This window comes from Glutamicibacter sp. NPDC090743 (assembly GCF_044769125.1).
In the GTDB taxonomy this organism is placed as follows: domain Bacteria; phylum Actinomycetota; class Actinomycetes; order Actinomycetales; family Micrococcaceae; genus Glutamicibacter.
Genome location: NZ_JBIVXE010000006.1, coordinates 234,457 through 252,198, shown reverse-complemented (window position 1 = coordinate 252,198; position 17,742 = coordinate 234,457). Strand labels below are relative to the sequence as shown.

The window sequence follows — 17,742 nt, the reverse complement described above, 5'->3', positions numbered from 1 at the left end:
CCGCATGAAACAAGTGCTGGGCTGCTGCCTCCCTTGCGGGAAGCAGCAGCCCAGCACTAATTGCTACGGGCTCGCGGCCCAGCAGCTGCTACTTGCTGCGCAGTTCGAAGCGATCTGCGTCCATGAGCTTGGCCCAAGCGGAGGCGAAGTCATTGACGAACTTCTCCTTGGCATCATCCGAAGCGTAAACCTCGGCCAGTGCACGCAGCTCGGAGTTGGCACCGAACACCAGATCCACGCGGCTGCCGGTCCAGCGGCCATCGGTGGTGGTGTAGGTCTGCTCGTCAGCGGATGGGGTCCATTCCAACCCCAGCTCCAGCAGGTTCGCGAAGAAGTCGTTGGTCAACGCGCCTGGGGTGTCGGTGAAGACGCCCAAGTTGGAGCCGTCCCAGTTATTGCCGATGACGCGCAGTCCACCGAGCAGTACGGTCGCTTCCGGTGCCGAGAGGCCCAGCAGATTCGCGCGGTCGATCAGCAAGTACTCGCTAGGCAGCTTGACGAAGCCCGAGTCGTAGTTGCGGAATCCGTCGGAAACTGGTTCCAGCCATGCGAACTGGTCAACGTCGGTTTGCTCCTGGGTTGCGTCTACGCGGCCCGGGGTGAATGGAACCTCGACCTGCTGGCCAGCTGCCAGGGCTGCCTGCTCGACTCCGACGTTGCCGGCTAGGACAACGACGTCCGCGAAGGAAGCCTTGATCCCGGAAGTGGCGTTGAAGTTGTCAACAATCTCTTCCAGCTTGGCAATTACCGGTTTGAGCTGCTCAGGCTGGTTCACGCTCCAGGAGACCTGTGGTTCCAGGCGGATGCGGCCGCCGTTAACGCCGCCGCGCTTATCCGAGGTGCGGAAGGTCGAAGCGGCCTTCCAAGCCGTGGATACCAGCTGCTGGACGGTCAGTCCCGAATCGTTGATCAGGGCTTTAAGTGCGGCAACTTCAGTTGCACCCAAGGTGGTCTGCGGAGCTGCTGGCAGTGGATCCTGCCAGAGCAGGTCCTCAGCAGGAACCTCTGGGCCGAAGTAGCGGGACTTCGGGCCCATGTCGCGGTGGGTCAGCTTGAACCATGCGCGGGCGAAGGCGTCTGCGAACTGGTCTGGGTTCTCCTTGAAGTTCTTGGAGATCGGGCCGTAGACCGGGTCGAAGCGCAGGGCCAGGTCGCTGGTAAGCATGCGTGGCTCGCGGTGTTCCAAGGTCTCGAATGCAGGCTGGACCAAGCCGGCTCCGCCATTGTTGACCGGGCGCCACTGCTTGGCGCCTGCTGGGGATTCGAACAGTTCCCATTCGTAGGCGAAGAGGATGTGGAAGAACTCGTTGTCCCAGCGGGTTGGGTGGTAGGTCCAGGTGACTTCAAGACCCGAGGACACGGTGTCCGCGCCCTTGCCGGTGCCGTGGCCGTTCTTCCAGCCCAGTCCCTGCATTTCAAGCGGAGCTGCTTCTGGATCCGGGCCGATCTTGTCATCGGCATGCGCGCCGTGGGTCTTGCCGAAGGTGTGGCCACCGGCGATCAGCGCGACGGTCTCCTCGTCGTTCATGCCCATGCGGCGGAAGGTTTCGCGGATGTCTACGGCCGAGGCCAGCGGATCCGGATTTCCGTCAGGACCCTCAGGATTCACGTAGATCAGGCCCATCTGCACTGCTGCCAGAGGAGCATCCAGGTCTCGCTTGCCGGTGTAGCGTTCGCTGTCCAGCCAGACCTTTTCCGGGCCCCAGTAGACATCGTCATCTGCTTCCCAAACGTCCTTGCGGCCGCCGGCGAAACCGAAGGTCTCGAAGCCCATGTCTTCCAGAGCCACGTTGCCAGCCAGCAGGATAAGGTCGGCCCAGGAAATCGACTGGCCGTACTTCTTCTTCACTGGCCACAGCAGGCGGCGAGCCTTGTCCAGCGAAACGTTGTCAGGCCACGAGTTCAGCGGAGCGAAGCGCTGCTGGCCTGCGCCGCCGCCGCCGCGGCCGTCGTGCGAGCGGTAGGTGCCTGCGGAGTGCCAAGCCATGCGGATGAAGAACGGGCCGTAGTGGCCGAAGTCTGCTGGCCACCAGTCGTGCGACTGGGTCATGATTTCGGTCAGGTCGGCTTTTACTGCCGACAAGTCGAGGGCATTGAAGGCTTCAATGTAGTCGAAGTTCTCGTCCAGCGGGTTGGAAACCTGCTGGTTCTTGGCCAGAATCCTCAGATTCAGCTTATTCGGCCACCATTCGGTGTTGGCATTGCCCTGGGTAGGGTGAATTCGACCCGCGCCGCCAACTACTGGGCACTGACCTGCAGTCATCTCAGACATGTGCTCTTTCCTTCCGGATTGTTTAGGGTTTATCTGGTTTTATCCATCGCACAGCAGCTGCGCTGATGACGATGGCAAATCTAGGGGTTTACTTAGACAGCAACTATGCGTTCGCAGCCTGGCAATCCGGGCAGGTGCCCCAATAGATCACTTCGGCTTCATCAATGCTGAACCCGTGGTCATTGGAAGCATGCAGGCACGGGGCGCCGCCGACAGCGCAGTCGACGTCCGCCAGCGTTCCGCACTGGCGGCACACCACATGGTGGTGATTGTCGCCAACGCGGGCTTCATAGCGGGCGGTATGGCCCTGTGGCTGTATCTGCCGAATGACACCCAGTTTCGTGAAGAGCCTGAGTGAATCGTAGACAGCTTGGTGCGACACATTGGGGTGATCTTCACGGACAGCCGAAATGATGGTTTCGGTATCCGCGTGCGGGTGCGCCGCGACGGCGGAAAGTACCGCAACGCGCGGTTGCGTGACCCGCATCGATGCCGCCTTCAGCACCTGCTCGATCCCTGCCTGTGATGTCATGTACCCAGCATGCCTGCTTATTTTGAATCAGTCAAGATAAGTTCCAGTGTATTTCGCGTTAAAAGTGGGTGGACTCCAGCTGACTGGTTGAATCGATGCTTCATTAGTAAGTATTCCGTATGGTGCATGTTCAAGCGTGATGTGCTTCTGGGGGAGGAAAATTACGAAATCGCAGACATTTCACCCGAAATAAGAAAGCGAATAGTGCGTGGTTTTATCTTGGGAAATATTGCGGTCCAATTGATGATTCCACGGGTTCGGGGAGCGAAAAATCCTGTGGGGCGAGGAAGCTCACATGGATGGCACTGCCAGCGTAAACAATGTGATCCCGGGGTGCTGAAGATCCGGAAACGGCGAGAAATCAAGGATCTGATTTGACCCTTGATGAGATGTCGACCATGCTGGAAAAGGCCCATTTTGGGATTCATCGTGTCAAAATCGTGCTAAATCGAGTCAACTCGCAGGAATAATTCGCGGGATATTAGCGGAGAATAGTTGTTTCTTTCAGGCTGCTTCAACGCGAGATTTAGACACAGTGGACCGACACCCGAAAAGCAATTCGCAATCAATCACACTGCATGGCGATCGTTTACTCGAGAGGCGATGGCTCGGCAGATTCCGCCCGGATCTTATCCGCGGGATCTCACCAGTGAAGGAAGACCGCAATGAAGCAGACGGATCAATCAATCGGCGACCTCGTTGAGGAACTGCATTCAGTTCGTCACAGACGACCTAAGAAGTACTCACTTTCCGGTACGGATTACTGGGTATTCGGAATCGCCGGCGCTCTAGCGCTGGCCTTTATTATTTGGGGTTTCGCTAGCCCCGAAGGGCTGGGCAAGGCCTCCAGCGCGGCCCTTGACTGGGTTATCACCAACACTGGCTGGCTTTTTGTCATTGCTGCCGCGGTTTTCGCGGTCTTCGCCATCGTCGTAGCGGCCAAGAACTTTGGACGCATCCCGCTGGGCAAGGACGGCGAGACGCCAAAGTTCTCCACGGTCTCGTGGATCTCGATGATGTTCGCAACCGGCATGGGCATCGGCTTGGTCTTCTACGGCGTGGGCGAGCCGCTGTACTTCTACATGTCGCCTCCTCCGGGAACGGTGGAAGGTTCCACCAGTGATGCATTGAGCACCGCTATGGGCACCACGCTCTTCCACTGGACCTTATTCCCATGGGCCATGTACGCCATCGTTGGCTTGGGCATGGCTTACGGCAGCTTCCGGCTGGGACGCCCCCAGCTGTTCTCAGCCATGTTCAGCTCGATCTTCGGCGACCGCGCCATCCATGGTTGGGGCGGGCGCACCATCAATATCCTGGCCATCATCGCCACCCTCTTCGGCTCGGCTTGTTCGCTGGGTCTGGGCGCATTGCAGATTGGCGGCGGCATCCAGGCCACTGGGATGATGGAGAAGGTCGGCTCCGGCGTTCTGGTTATCATCATTGGCATTCTGACGGCATTGTTTGTCGCTTCTGCCGTTTCCGGCATTGAGCGCGGTATCCAGTGGTTGTCCAACACCAACATGGTATTGGCATTGATCATCGCATTGATCGTTTTCATTGGCGGCCCAACTCTGTTCATCCTGAACGTCATTCCCAATGCCATTGGCGCTTTCATCGGCGACTTGCCGGAGATGGCTTCGCGTACGGCTGCCGGCGATGGTGCAATGTCTGATTGGCTGTCCTCGTGGACTGTCTTCTACTGGGCATGGTGGATCTCTTGGAGCCCATTCGTAGGCTTGTTCATCGCCCGCATTTCCCGTGGCCGCACTATTCGCCAGTTCGTCACCGGCGTGCTGCTCGTTCCATCCAGTGTCACCCTGATTTGGTTTGCAATCTTCGGCGGTGGCGCAATCGGTATTCAGGAACGCGCTGAACGCGCCGGGGAAACCGGGGAAAAGCTGGCCAGCATTGTTGATGGCGCACCAGACATCAACTTCGATTTGATCCTCTTCGACATGCTTGGCAGCCTCCCGCTGTCGGGCTGGATGGCTACCGTGCTGATGGTCGTCACCGTGCTGCTGATTGCGATCTTCTTCGTGACCGGCGCAGACTCGGCCTCGATCGTGATGGGTGCGCTCAGCGAACGCGGCGCTGAAGAGCCATCGAAGAAGGCCGTGATCTTCTGGGGCGTGGCCACCGGCGCTGTGGCCGCGGTGATGCTGCTGGCTGGCGGCGATCATCCGGCGGAGGCATTGACCGGGCTGAAGAACATCACTATTGTTTCGGCGCTGCCATTCGTGATTGTGATGCTCCTGCTCTGCGTGGCGTTGTGGAAGGACCTGAGCAAGGATCCGCTGGTGCTTCGCGGCAAGGTGGCTCGAAAGGTCCTGGAGCAGTCCGTGGGCCAGGCGGTTGACCGCCATGAGGGTGGCCAGTTCAGCTTGATGACCACCGAAATCCCTTTGGTCAGGGCCGAGGGAAGGGCCTCCGAAGTGAAGCTTTTCGCCACCGAAGCCACCGCTGACCCGGTGCAGGACGGCAAGCGCAGCGCGGCCGATGGCCAGAGCCAGAAGCCAACGGCCGGGGATTCCTAACCGGCAAATCAAATGAAGCTTCTTCCCCAGCCGGGGAAGAAGCTTCATTTGTTTGTCCCCAAGGGGCTTGGGAGCAGCGATTAGCCGCGCGCGCGGCAGATCGCGTTGATCTCCGGAATGCACGGCTCATTCTGCAGGCTCGTTGTGTCGCCGAGCGTGGTGCCCTCGAACAGCTGGGTGAGCAGGCGGCGCATGATCTTGCCCGAACGGGTCTTGGGCACATCTGGAACCAAGACGATTTCCCGCGGCTTGGCAATCGGGCCGATCTGCACCGCGACGGTATCACGGAGTTCAGCAATGAACTCGGCCTGCCGTGCAACGAGCTGCTCGTCAGGCGACTCGGCAACCAGGGTCTTGTCCAGCGGTACCACGAAGGCGGTTGCAGCGTGTCCGGTCTTGGAATCCGGGGTGGGGCAGACGCCGGCTTCCACCACGCCGGGGTGGGTGACCAATGCCGATTCGATTTCAATGGTGGAAAGCCGATGGCCGGAAATATTGATCACGTCGTCGGTGCGGCCCAGGATGTAGATATCGCCGTCCTCATCGAAGCGGGCACCGTCGCCAGCCAAGAACCAGCCCTGCTCTACGTATTGTTCCCAGTAGCTGGTGTAGTAGCGCGTCGGGTTGCCCCATACGGTACGGGCCATCGACGGGCCAGTGCGCGTGATGACAATATTGCCCTGCTGGTTGGCCGGCACGCTCAGGCCGCCATCGTCGACAATGTCCACCGAGATGCCCGGCAGCGCGCGTGCGGCGCAGCCTGGCTTGAAATGTCCATCGGTCGGCAGGGGGGAAAGCACGGTCGCGCCGGATTCGGACTGCCACCAGGTGTCAACCATCGGCAGTCCTGCTTCGCTGTCCCGGCCGATCTGCTGGCGGAACCATTTCCATGCCTCGGGATTGACGGCTTCACCCACAGTGCCGCCGATCTTCACCGAGGAGAGATCGTATTGAGCGGGGATGCCGTCCGGGAACCAGCCCATCAACGAGCGGACCAAGGTGGGAGCGGTGTAGTAGCTGGTGACCTTGTAGCGTTCAATGACCTCGAAGTGGCGGCCCGGGTGCGGGGCGTTGGGGACGCCCTCGTAGATTACCTGGGTGACGCCATTGGCCAACGGGCCATAGATCTCGTAGGTATGCGCGGTGACCCAGGCGAGGTCGGCGGTGCACCAGTGCACGTCCTTGGCGCGCTGGGACTCGTCCGGGTTGGCGAACAGCAGGTTGTAGCTGGCGGCCGCCTGCGTCAGGTACCCGCCGGTGGTGTGAACCAAGCCCTTCGGCTGGCCGGTGGTCCCCGAGGTGTACATGATGAACAGCGGCGTCTCCGCATCGAATGCCTGCGCGTGGTGCTCGGTGGATTGGGTATCAACCACCTCATGCCACCAGATGTCGCGGCCTTCGGTCCACGGGATTTCGTCGCCGGTGCGGCGGATAACCAGGACCTTTTCGATTTCGTTCTCGCCGGCAACGGCCGCATCGGCGTTGCCTTTGACCGGAACCGAAGTGCCACGGCGGAACTGGCCGTCGGTGGTGACCAGGACCTTTGCCTTGGTGTCCTCCACGCGGAACCTCAGCGCTTCGGCGGAGAACCCGCCGAAGACCAGCGAATGGATGGCGCCGATGCGGGCGCAAGCCAAGGTGATGACAATTGTTTCAATGAGCACCGGCAGGTAAATGACCACGCGGTCGCCCTTCACCACACCCAGGGATTCCAAGGCGTTGGCTGCCTGGGAGACCCGCTCCTGCAAATTCTTGTAGGTGACGGCTACCCGGTCACCGGGCTCGCCTTCGAAATACAGTGCGACCTTCTGGCCGCGTCCCGCAGCTACATGGCGGTCGGCGCAGTTCACTGCGGCGTTCAGCTTGCCGCCGAGGTACCAAGAAATTTCCGGTCCGCGCTTGGCATCCGGATCGGCCGGAATGATGCGGCTGGTGGTGTGCCACGGGGTGTCCCAATCCAAGAGGTTCGCCGCTTCGTCCCAGAATTCCTGGCGTGCTGCCTCTGAAACTTGAGTTGAGGTTGTTGCCAATTCGGTGGTCATCGCAAACTTTCTTTGGTGAGGGGTAGTTTTGTCAGCGGGTACTAGCTGGTCCGGTTTCAGGTCCAGCGCTTGATAGCCCAGCGTTCTGCTATCGACAGCAGGGCATCGGTGATCTTTCCAAAGACGGCCAGCAGCACGATGGTCATGATTAGGCGGTCCAATCGGCCGTTGTTCTGCGAGTCGGTGAGCAAGAAGCCAAGGCCCATTGACGCGCCGAGGAGTTCGGCTGCGACCAGGAAGAGCCAAGCTTGGGCTAGTGCCAAACGCAGTCCGGAGAAGATCGAAGGGACCACTGCGGGCAGCTGGACCGTGCGCAGCAGCTTCAATCCCTTCAACCCGAAGGCGCGGGCTGCTTCGACCAGGTGGGCATCGACATGGCGCAACGCCAAGGCGACGGTGGTAAAGACCGGGAAGAAGGCACCAATGATCACGAGTGTGACCTTGGAATCTTCACCCATTTTCATCCAGAGCACCAGCAGCGGAACCCAAGCCAAGGAAGGGACTGCACGCAGGGCGCTGATGCTCAGTCCCAGAAATGCATCTGCCAATTTGGACAGCCCGACAAGCGCACCCAGCGCCAAGCCCAGCAATGATCCGAAGGCGAAACCGAGAAGAACACGCTGAGTGGAGATGCCGATGTGCTTTCCGAGTTCGCCATCCTGGAAGAGCTCAATGGCAGCAGAAACCACTGAACCCGGAGTTGGCAGTGTCCACGGAGCAACGATTCCGGTAACGGTGACAAATTGCCACACAGCCAGGGTGGTCAGCGGCAAGACCAGCGCAAGCAGCCATTTCGGGGCACGCAGGATCGTTGCGGCCATGCTGGCCTTCTGCTTGGCAGGTGTTTGGCTTCCGCGGGTTCCAGCCACGTTAGTGGGACTCATGGCTGGTTACTCTCCGGAGATCTTTGTTGCGTCTGCCTTGACGGCAAACTGGTCATCGATGAGGGTTTCCAGAGCTTCATCAACGGATTCCTGCTCCGAGACATCGCCGCTGGCGACCAGCGTGGGAGCAATCTTGCTCAGGACTCCAGTGAATTTGGCGTCGGGAACTGCCGGAACGTCCAGATTGGAGCGTTCCTCAATGACGGTGGCAGCAACTCCTGGTTCGAGCCCTGCTACGTCGGCCAGGATTTCTGCGGTTTCCTCGGGATTGTCAGCTGCCCAGCCACGAGCCTTTTCGTAGGCATCGACAACGAGCTGGGCGAGTTCGGGGCTCTGCTCAATGAAGTCTTCGCGAGCGTTCAGCGCACCGTAGGTGTTGAAATCCAAGTTCCGGTAAACCAGTTGCGCGCCGTCTTTTTCGGCAGCGGCCATGATCGGATCCAAACCGCTCCAGGCATCAACCGAGCCGTTGGCCAGGGCGGTACGTCCATCGGCATGCTGGAGGTTCTGCAGCTTGATGTCAGCTTCAATCAAGCCCGCGGATTCCAGCGCCTGCAGCAGGAAGAAGTATGGGTCGGTGCCCTTTGTAGCGGCCACGGTCTTGCCAGCGAGATCTTCAACGGACTCGATTTTTGAGTCCCTATCCACTACCAGGGCCGCCCATTCCGGCTGCGAATACAGTGCGATGGTCTTGATGGGTGCACCGTTCGAACGGTTCAGGAGCGCAGCGGAACCGGCTGTGGAACCAACATCGATTGCGTCGGCGCGAAGAGCTTCATTGGCCTTGTTGGAACCAGCGGACTGGATCCATTCGACATTTACGCCCTGCTCCTTGGCGGCTGCTTCCAACCATCCCTTTTCCTTGAGCACCAGGCTCAGCGGGTTGTATGTGGCAAAGTCGATGGACAGGGTCTGACCATCCGAGGAGGCTGTAGCGTTTTCGCCAGCACAGCCGGTCAGGGCAATTGCGCCAACGAGCAAGGCGGCGGCGGACAATGCAGTGCGGCGGGTGAGACGGTTCAAAAGCATGGAGAATCCTAGAATTGTGCGTGCAAGCGGTGTAGGTGAAAGGCAGAGAGGCCGCCGAATGGTTCGGGCCCCACGGCGTGCCCGGGACTAATGGTTGGTTGGGTCGACGCCGAGCAGGCGCAATAGGTGCAGACGATCTGCAACGAACTTTTCATCGGTATGCCGGCGTGGATGCCCAGCTGAGATGGACAGATCTTCGATGACGCCCGCTGCACTATGCCCAGCACCTCGCCCCAGAACAATCACGCGGTCAGCCAAAGTCAACGCCTCGTCCACATCATGGGTCACCATGAGAACGGTGGTGGGGAACGATGCGTGAATCGAGAGCAGCAGATCCTGCATCTTCAAGCGTGTCAGCGCATCGAGGGCTCCGAAGGGTTCATCAAGAAGCAATACACCCGGGCGCCGAGCCAGCGCGCGAGCCAGCGAAACCCGCTGCGCCATGCCTCCGGAGATCTCTCGTGGGCGCAAGCTGGCTGCATGGCTCAGACCGGTCAGCTCGATCAACTCATCGATCAGCGAGTTGCCGGCGCGCTTATCGGTTTCCGGTGCCAGGCCTAGTGCAATGTTCTGGCGAACCGAGCGCCATGGCAGCAGCCGGGGCTCCTGGAAGGCAACGGCGCATAACTCGTTGATGCCGGTGACCTCGCGGGTGCCGGTGCGGATGGTGCCGGTGGTGGGGTGGTCCAAGCCCGATACTGAACGCAGCAGCGTGGATTTTCCGCAACCGCTGGCTCCAAGAATGGCCACGACTTGACCTGCTGGAATTTGCAGGTTGATATCGGCCAGGACGGTGCGGCTTTCCATCTTGGTGGTGAAGGTCCGCGACACGTTGCTGAACTGCACGTCCAGGGCGCTTGAAGCTGAGACAACGGGAGCTGCCTCGGGCGCTGCAAAGGAAAGAGTCATGTTCATCTCCATCGGTCCTGGCGGTAGCACCGGCCTGCAGAGCAAAACTCCAAAGGTGGTTGCTGCGGCGTCAACGAGCCAGATCTCTCGGCCGCTCGGGATGGTTACGTGTCCATTACAACGAGTCGAACGATTTGAACGCAAATCTCGCGTAATATGAAAAAATCTTCGACAACTACGTCACATTGCCCAGAAATTTCGTTATTTATTTTATTGCAGGCTGGTTTGCTCGACATTAAGCAAAACTTTGCAACTCATCTTCGGCAGGACACGGATTAGGCTGTGAAATTTGAAGATGGGCACTGCCGGCACTGGGACGAAATGTGACTTCGCGGGTTGGAATCACCGGTTTATTACCGTTACAAATGAATTACGACCCATCCAGAGCGGCTGAGAGATCTGGCTCCACGACGCCGCAGCAACCACCCCAATAGCGGGACGGTGCTACCGCCAGGACCGATGGAAAGAATTGAGAACCCTGATGCCTATTGGTGAATCGCACAATGCCCTCGGACTGGACTTCAACCAGCTCAGTGACCCTTCGCAGGCCACCGCAATGGGCCTGGACAAGTTTGAAGAACAGTTGCCGACTAGGCAATTGCTGAAAATCACCCCCGGACCAAGTGCGGATGAGCAATACGACCGGCTGGCCGAAATCTTCCGTCCCGTTTTTGCGCAGATCGCCGCAACCGCCAAGGACCGCGACTTGAACCGCGTGCTTCCTTTCGAGCAGGTAGGCCTGCTGAATCGCGAGCGGTTCGGTGCGTTGCGCCTTTCCGTTGCCGATGGGGGCTACGGCGCACGGCTGGTGGATGTCTTCCGCTTGCTCATCGAGCTGTCCGAGGCGGACTCCCACGTAGGCCAGCTGTGGCGTGCACATGTCGCATTCGTCGAGAACGTCTTGGCGCTGGAGGACGAAGAGCTGCGCAAGAAGTGGGTCGCTCGCATCGCTGCCGGGCAGATTATCGGCAACGCCTACACCGAACGCGGTGGCAACGCCCTGGGCACCTTGAACACCAAGGCCAGCACCGTGGACGGGCGCTGGGTGATCGACGGTGAAAAGTACTACTGCACCGGCACCATTTTTGCCGACTGGACCACCGTTGCCGTGGCCCACCCGGAGCTCGCCGGCCGCCAGATCGCCGTGGTCTCCACCCAGCGCAGCGGCGTCAAGATCCTCGACGACTGGGATGGATTCGGCCAGGGGCTTACCGGAACCGGCACCACCGAATTCCACCAGGTCCCGGTGGATTGCTTCATGCCGCAGCAGACCAATGACTCCGAAGCGGCGATCTTCCAGCTGGTGCTCATGGCCGTGCAGGCCGGCATCGCCCGCGCCGCGCTGAACGACCTGCGTAGCGCGGTGCAGGCGCGCACCCGCATCTTCACCACCGGAACCGGGGTGCCGGTATACCAGGAACCCCAGGTCCTCCAGCTGGTGGGCGAAGTTTCCGCGGAGTCCTTCGCTGCCGACTCCGTGGTGATCGGCGCGGTACTCGAAGTTGAAGCCGCCTTGGGCGACCCGGGACTGAACGACGAAGAACGCTACGCAGTATGCGAGCTGGCCGCCAACCGCGCGCAAACCGTGGTGCAGCCACTGGCCATCGGCGTGACCAGCAAGCTCTTCGACGGACTGGGAGCCTCGTCCACCAGAAGCGGCTGCAACCTGGACCGGCACTGGCGCAATGCGCGCACCATCGCCACGCATAACCCGGCGATCTACAAGGCGCGCATCGTCGGGGACTACGAGATCAACGGTGTCCAGCCGCAGCGGCTGTCCGTCACCGGCGAAGATTCAACCCAGCGGGCTTGAGGGCCTGCGACGCAAACCAGCAACTTTCCACGATTACCGACCTATGGGGGCAAAGCCATGAGCGAGAACAAGCGCGAGATCTTATTCAACGCATTCGACATGAACTGCGTGGTGCACCAGTCGCCGGGCCTGTGGCGCCATCCGCAGGACAAGGCCTCGACCTACAACACCCTGGGCTACTGGACCCACCTGGCCAAGGTGCTGGAAAAGGGGAAGTTCGACGGGCTGTTCCTTGCTGACGTGCTGGGCACCTACGACGTGTACAAGGGCACCAACGTGACCCCGCTGGGCTCCGGCGCGCAGGCACCGGTCAACGACCCGATGATGCTGGTTTCCGCCATGGCCGCTGTGACCCAGAACCTCGGCTTCGGCGTCACCGCAGGTACCGCCTATGAGCACCCGTACGCTTTCGCCCGCCGCTTGGCCACCTTGGACCACCTGACCAACGGCCGCGTGGGCTGGAACGTCGTCACCGGCTACCTGCCATCGGCGGCCCGCAATATGGGCCAGGAAGACCAGATGGAGCACGACGAGCGCTACAACCACGCCGATGAGTACCTCGAGGTGGTCTACAAGCTGCTCGAAGGCTCGTGGGAAGACGACGCGGTGCAGAACAACAAGGCCACCGGCGTCTACACCGACCCGGCCAAGGTGCACCCGATCGAGCACGAGGGCAAGTACTTCAAGGTCCCGGGCATCGCCATCACCGAGCCGTCCACCCAGCGCACCCCGGTGATCTACCAGGCCGGCGCCTCCAAGCGCGGCACCGAGTTCGCCGCGTCGAACGCCGAAGCGATCTTCGTCAATTGCCCCACCCGCGACCTGCTGAAGGAAGCGGTCAGCAAGATCCGTGACGCTGCCGAGGCCGCCGGGCGTGGCCGCTACGACATCAAGGTCTTCGCCATGCAGACCATCATTACCGCCGAAACCACCGAACTGGCCCAGGCGAAGTTCCAGGACTACAGCTCCTACGTGGATATCGAGGGGTCGCTGGCACTGCTGTCCGGCTGGACCGGCATCGACATGTCCGTCTACGGTCCCGACGATGTCATCGGCGACGACGTGAAGTCCAACGCCATCCAGTCCTCGGTGGAAACCTTCAAGAAGGCCAGCGGCGATACCGGCAAGCCGTGGACCATCCGCCAGCTGGCCGAATGGATCGGCGTGGGCGGATTCGGCCCGGTCTCCGTTGGTTCCGGCGCCGAGGTAGCCGAGAAGCTCATCGACTGGGTGGACTACACTGACGTGGACGGCTTCAACCTCGCCTATGCTGTCACTCCGGGCACCTTCGAGGACATCGTCGAGTACGTGGTTCCCGAGCTGCAGGCGCGCGGGGTCTACAAGACCGAATACACCGAGGGCTCGCTGCGCCACAAGATGTTCGGCGCCGGCGACCGCGTGAAGGACACCCACCGCGCAGCCCGGTACAAGATCTCCAACCGGATGGCCGCGCAGGCCTAGGCGCATCGCCTGCTAGCGCAGCAGACAGCGGCCCCCGGCACCTTCGAATGAAGTTGCCGGGGGCCGCCGTCTGCCTGCGGGCCTATTCGGTTGGCTGCAGCACCATGGCTGAACCGCCGCCGCGCCTCGTGGGCTCGGCCGCGGCGGTGAGTGTGCCGTCGGCAGCGATTTCCACCGCTTCAACCGCCCCGATTTCCGCCTGCGGAGTGAAGGAATCCCCAGCTGGCGCGAGCTTGTGCCCGAAGGCTTCGAGCGCCGAACCATGGGCTTGGATGAACTCCGGTTCCGCGGTGACCACTGCCGTATTGCGCTGGGAAGCACGTGGAGCGGCGATGGCTTCGCTGATATCCATGCCCAGATCAATGCGGTTCACCAGGGTCTGCAGCACCGTGGTGATGATGGTTGAACCACCGGGGGAGCCGATGGCCAGCACCGGCTCGCCGTCCTGCAGGACAATGGTCGGAGCCATCGAGGAACGCGGGCGCTTGCCAGGTTCAATGCGGTTCGGATCCTGCGGGTCGTACACCGTGGAGAAATCGGTCAGCTCGTTGTTCAGCAGGAAACCGCGATCGGGGACCACCATACCCGAGCCGCCGGTCTGCTCGATGGTCAACGTGTAGGAAACGGCATTGCCCCAACGGTCCACGACCGACAGATGGGTGGTGGAGATGTTCTCCGTATCCTGCTCCACTACCGGTTCGCTGGTAGCCGCAGGGCATTGGCCATCATAGTTTTCAAGGTCGCCCGGAGCGACCGGCTTCGTTGCGGCCTGATCCGGATCAATGGCGCAGGCACGATCCGCGCCGAATAACTTGTCCGTCAAGGTCCGGGTCGGGACGCTGGTGAACGCGGGGTCGCCGACGTACTTGCCGCGATCAGCGTAGGCGAGCGCAGTTGCCTCGAAATAATGATGCAAGGCATCGGGTTCTTCCATGGCTGGCAAATCGAATTCGCCCAGAATGTTCAGCGATTCGCCGATGGTCGTTCCGCCACTGGAAGAAGGAGCCATGCCGAAGACGTCGTAGCCCCGGTAGTTCACCTTTGTCGGTGCCTGCTCCACCACTTCGTAGCCGGCCAGGTCGGCGGTGCCCAGCTGCCCTGCGGGAACCGGGAGGGTGGTGTCTTCGCTCTTTGGCGGCGCCTGTACCGTTTGGGCGATGTCGGCAGCCAGTTCGCCCTCATAGAATCCATCAATGCCTTGCTTGGCCAGCATCCGGTAGGTGTGTGCGAGATCCGGATTCTTGAAAATGCTCCCGACTTCCGGAGCATCTCCGCCGGGCAGGAACAATTCGCTCGTGGAGGTGAACGCGGCGAACCGTTCCTTGTTGTCCAGGGTCTGCTCGCGGAACGTCTCGTCGATGACAAAGCCGCGTGAAGCGATCTGGGTCGCCGGCCGCAGAACCTGTTTCAGGTTCTGCGAACCCCAATTATCCAGTGCGCGCTGCCAGGTGGCCACTGTCCCGGGCACGCCTACGGCCACACCACTGGTGACCAGGTCCGGGGTGAAGTTATACGGCTCGCCGGTTCCAGGATCGATGAAGGCATCATGCCCAATGCCTGCCGGGGCGGTTTCGCGGCCGTCGATGGTGCTGACCTTGCCCGACTTCGCATCGTAGTGCATGAAGTATCCGCCGCCGCCAATGCCTGCGCTATAGGGTTCGGTGACGCCCAGTGCCGCCGCGGTTGCCACAGCCGCATCGACGGCGTTGCCTCCCTTGCGCAGGATTTCGATGCCGGCAGCCGTGGCTTCCGGATCAACCGACGAGACTGCGCCTCCAGTGCCGATGGCGGTCGGGTCCTTCTGGGTGTGCCGTGGTTCGGCGCTCGCCGGAAGCGCTGAGAAAGCTCCCAGGCCCAAGGCGATGGCTGCCGCGCAGGCAACTGATCTTAAACGTACTCGTGGCATGCTTTGATCTCCTCTGCAGGTGGGGATGAAGTATGCGCAAATTTACGGGAGCGGGAACTCGCCACGCGGTTGTGACACGCAGCACCATGGGTTTGCGCGGCAATTTCGGCATTGCCGCGCGAATATTCCGGGTTGTGACGCGTTAAAGCGGCGGGCAGGCACCGCGGCCTCGATCGCCGCCAGTGCCTGCCCGCTGGAACCCTAGTACACCTGGGCTACTTGTCCAGGTTGTCCTTGATGACTTTGCCCAAGGAAGCCGGGGCGCGGCCGATCAGCTGAGCCAGCTCCCCGGAGTCCACCTCCAGCGCTCCTTCTCGAATGCGCATGTCGGTATCGACGAGGATGTGCGCGAACGGTCCGGGGACGCCGGCATCAGCGTAGATCTTTTCCAGTTGCCCGGGATCCATTTCCTGGTAGGCGATGTCCTGGCCGGCGGCAGCGCCAACCGCGCCAGCAAGCTGGGCGAGGGTGAATGGCTTGTCGCTGCCCAGCTCGTAGATCCTGCCGTTCTGGTCTTCCTCGGAAAGCAGCACGGCCGCAGCGGCATCCGCATAGTCTGCACGGGCGGCAGCGCTGATCTTGCCGTCGCCGGCGGCACCGAGCACCGTGCCGCTGTTGAGGTAGCCCATCAACTGGTCGGTGTAGTTCTCGATGTACCATCCATTGCGCAACAGCACGTAGTCGATGCCGGATCCGGCCAGCAGCCGTTCGGTGGCGATGTGCTCCTCGGCGAGCTTCATGCCGCCGGACAGGGCGTTGGCAATGGAGGTGTAGGCGATCAGCGAGACATCCACGTGCTTGGCGGCATTGATGACGTTCTCATGCTGGGCAACGCGCTGGCCCACCTCGCTGGCCGAAATCAGCAGCAGCTTGTCTATGCCTTCGAGTGCGGACACGAGAGTTGGCTGGGCGTTGTAATCGGCAACACGGGTTTCCAGGCCTTTGCCTGCGAGCGGTTCCAGCTTCTGCTCGGAGCGGCCAATGGCGACCAGATCAGCGGCATTCGCCCCGCGCGCCAGCAGCGCGTCGATGACTAGATTTCCAAGCTGTCCGGTGGCACCGGTAATTGCGATCTTCATGGGGTCCTCTCGTTGGTCTGCATCTGCTACAACCACCGTAGGCATCGCTGAATTCCCCACCCAAGATTGCTGGCACAAGCCAGCGAGAGATGGGCAGAAACTGCAAGGCTTTCGTCACAAAGAGGGGAAGTAGCGAAATGTGTCAGATTGCTACGTGGATTATTGCGTGATTTCAGCGTGGATCCGTCCGGACTATGACTTGATGACGCCGATTGAAGTAACGTTTGCCGGCCTGCGGGCGTGGACTCCAGACTTGAATTGTTCGGCTCGTACAACCGAACGCACACCATCCAGAGCGACTGAGAGATCTGGCTCAACGACGTCGCAGCAACCACCCGAGAGGGAGCGGTGCTACAGCCAGAACCGATGGAGTACTTTCACTTCGCGACGGAAAATCTGTGGAACGCAGATGATTTTCGCGAAGTGCGCTCCGCATAACCAAGCACCAAGGGAGCGATGATGATTCGTCTTGAAAACGTAACGACCGCCTTCGGCAAGGGCCAAGATCAATTCACGGCCGTCAAGGATGTCTCGCTGGAAATCCAGGCCGGAACCATCCATGGAATTATCGGATTTTCCGGTGCGGGAAAGTCAACGCTATTGCGCAATATCAATTTGCTGCAGCGTCCCACGTCGGGCCAGGTCATCGTGGATGGCGTCGAACTGACCGGGCTCAGTGAAGGAGACCTGCGAAAGCAGCGTCATGAGATCGGGATGATCTTCCAGCACTTCAACCTGCTGAACAATCGCACCGCGCAACAGAACGTCGAGCTGAATCTGAAGTTCGCTGGTGTTCCGAAAAAGCAACGCCGTGAACGTGCGCTGGAAGCGCTGTCCATAGTGGACCTCGCTGACAAGGCTGCCGCCTATCCAGGACAGCTTTCGGGCGGCCAGAAACAGCGCATCGCCATTGCCCGCGCGCTGGTCACCGAGCCCAAGGTCCTGCTGTGCGATGAGCCAACCAGTGCTGTGGATCCTAGAACGACAACGTCGGTGCTGCAATACCTCAGTGACATCAACGCCAGCCTTGGCATCACCACAGTCATCGTCACCCACGAGATGAACGTTATTAAGGCCATTGCCGACAAGGTTTCGGTCATGGAAGACGGAGCGGTAGTTGAAGAGTTCGCCCTGAGTTCGTTGCGAGAACCAGGCTTTGAACCAGTGACGCCAATCGGCCGCTACCTGATCAGTGACGAACTCACGCTTAACCGCCAGCCAAAGCAGGACCAAGCCGTCGCTGCCACCGTAGCCCGCGTATAGAGAACCTGGATTACC

Annotated in this window: 12 protein-coding genes and 3 riboswitches; of the genes, 4 read left to right on the top strand and 8 right to left on the bottom strand. The window is 60.6% G+C overall.

Going from position 1 to position 17,742, the window contains the following annotated elements; genetic code table 11:
* Positions 1 to 88: 88 nt before the first annotated feature.
* On the bottom strand, positions 89 to 2,272 hold the full coding sequence (gene katG / locus ACIQTS_RS14180; RefSeq protein ID WP_105657950.1) for a catalase/peroxidase HPI: 2,184 nt from the start codon (positions 2,270 to 2,272) through the stop codon (positions 89 to 91).
* Positions 2,273 to 2,375: 103 nt separating this feature from the next.
* Entirely contained in the window at positions 2,376 to 2,804 is a 429-nt protein-coding gene (locus ACIQTS_RS14175) for a Fur family transcriptional regulator (RefSeq protein ID WP_388024594.1), read from the bottom strand.
* Between the two features lie 665 nt (positions 2,805 to 3,469).
* Between ACIQTS_RS14175 and ACIQTS_RS14170 the strand changes: the two genes are divergently transcribed.
* Positions 3,470 to 5,341: a BCCT family transporter gene (locus ACIQTS_RS14170; RefSeq protein WP_402473711.1), complete on the top strand. Its 1,872-nt coding sequence runs from the start codon at positions 3,470 to 3,472 to the stop codon at positions 5,339 to 5,341.
* Positions 5,342 to 5,421: 80 nt separating this feature from the next.
* Here the strand turns inward: ACIQTS_RS14170 and acs are convergent, their stop codons facing one another.
* The 4 genes from acs to ACIQTS_RS14150 form a co-directional block, all read right to left on the bottom strand.
* On the bottom strand, positions 5,422 to 7,383 hold the full coding sequence (gene acs / locus ACIQTS_RS14165) for an acetate--CoA ligase (RefSeq protein ID WP_388024593.1): 1,962 nt from the start codon (positions 7,381 to 7,383) through the stop codon (positions 5,422 to 5,424).
* A 56-nt stretch (positions 7,384 to 7,439) separates the two neighbouring features.
* Positions 7,440 to 8,204, bottom strand: coding sequence for an ABC transporter permease (locus ACIQTS_RS14160; protein ID WP_388024657.1), 765 nt, complete (start codon positions 8,202 to 8,204; stop codon positions 7,440 to 7,442).
* A gap of 69 nt (positions 8,205 to 8,273) precedes the next feature.
* Complete coding sequence (locus ACIQTS_RS14155; RefSeq protein ID WP_402473710.1) at positions 8,274 to 9,296, bottom strand: aliphatic sulfonate ABC transporter substrate-binding protein; 1,023 nt, start codon at positions 9,294 to 9,296, stop codon at positions 8,274 to 8,276.
* A gap of 87 nt (positions 9,297 to 9,383) precedes the next feature.
* Positions 9,384 to 10,205: an ABC transporter ATP-binding protein gene (locus tag ACIQTS_RS14150; RefSeq protein WP_332595239.1), complete on the bottom strand. Its 822-nt coding sequence runs from the start codon at positions 10,203 to 10,205 to the stop codon at positions 9,384 to 9,386.
* A gap of 5 nt (positions 10,206 to 10,210) precedes the next feature.
* Positions 10,211 to 10,312, bottom strand: a riboswitch (SAM riboswitch).
* Between the two features lie 267 nt (positions 10,313 to 10,579).
* Positions 10,580 to 10,671: riboswitch (SAM riboswitch) on the top strand.
* Positions 10,672 to 10,686: 15 nt separating this feature from the next.
* Between ACIQTS_RS14150 and ACIQTS_RS14145 the strand changes: the two genes are divergently transcribed.
* Entirely contained in the window at positions 10,687 to 12,018 is a 1,332-nt protein-coding gene (locus ACIQTS_RS14145) for an acyl-CoA dehydrogenase (RefSeq protein WP_400291116.1), read from the top strand.
* A gap of 57 nt (positions 12,019 to 12,075) precedes the next feature.
* Positions 12,076 to 13,479 (top strand): LLM class flavin-dependent oxidoreductase, encoded by a 1,404-nt coding sequence (locus ACIQTS_RS14140; RefSeq protein WP_400291118.1) that lies wholly within the window; start codon positions 12,076 to 12,078, stop codon positions 13,477 to 13,479.
* 82 nt (positions 13,480 to 13,561) lie between these two features.
* Here the strand turns inward: ACIQTS_RS14140 and ggt are convergent, their stop codons facing one another.
* Together ggt and ACIQTS_RS14130 are read right to left on the bottom strand one after the other, a co-directional pair.
* A complete protein-coding gene (gene ggt / locus ACIQTS_RS14135; protein WP_402473709.1) occupies positions 13,562 to 15,385 on the bottom strand; it encodes a gamma-glutamyltransferase in 1,824 nt (607 codons plus the stop codon).
* Positions 15,386 to 15,600: 215 nt separating this feature from the next.
* A complete protein-coding gene (locus tag ACIQTS_RS14130) occupies positions 15,601 to 16,464 on the bottom strand; it encodes an NAD(P)H-binding protein (protein ID WP_332498689.1) in 864 nt (287 codons plus the stop codon).
* 283 nt (positions 16,465 to 16,747) lie between these two features.
* Positions 16,748 to 16,837, top strand: a riboswitch (SAM riboswitch).
* Positions 16,838 to 16,920: 83 nt separating this feature from the next.
* Between ACIQTS_RS14130 and ACIQTS_RS14125 the strand changes: the two genes are divergently transcribed.
* Complete coding sequence (locus tag ACIQTS_RS14125; RefSeq protein ID WP_286134248.1) at positions 16,921 to 17,727, top strand: methionine ABC transporter ATP-binding protein; 807 nt, start codon at positions 16,921 to 16,923, stop codon at positions 17,725 to 17,727.
* Positions 17,728 to 17,742 lie beyond the last annotated feature (15 nt).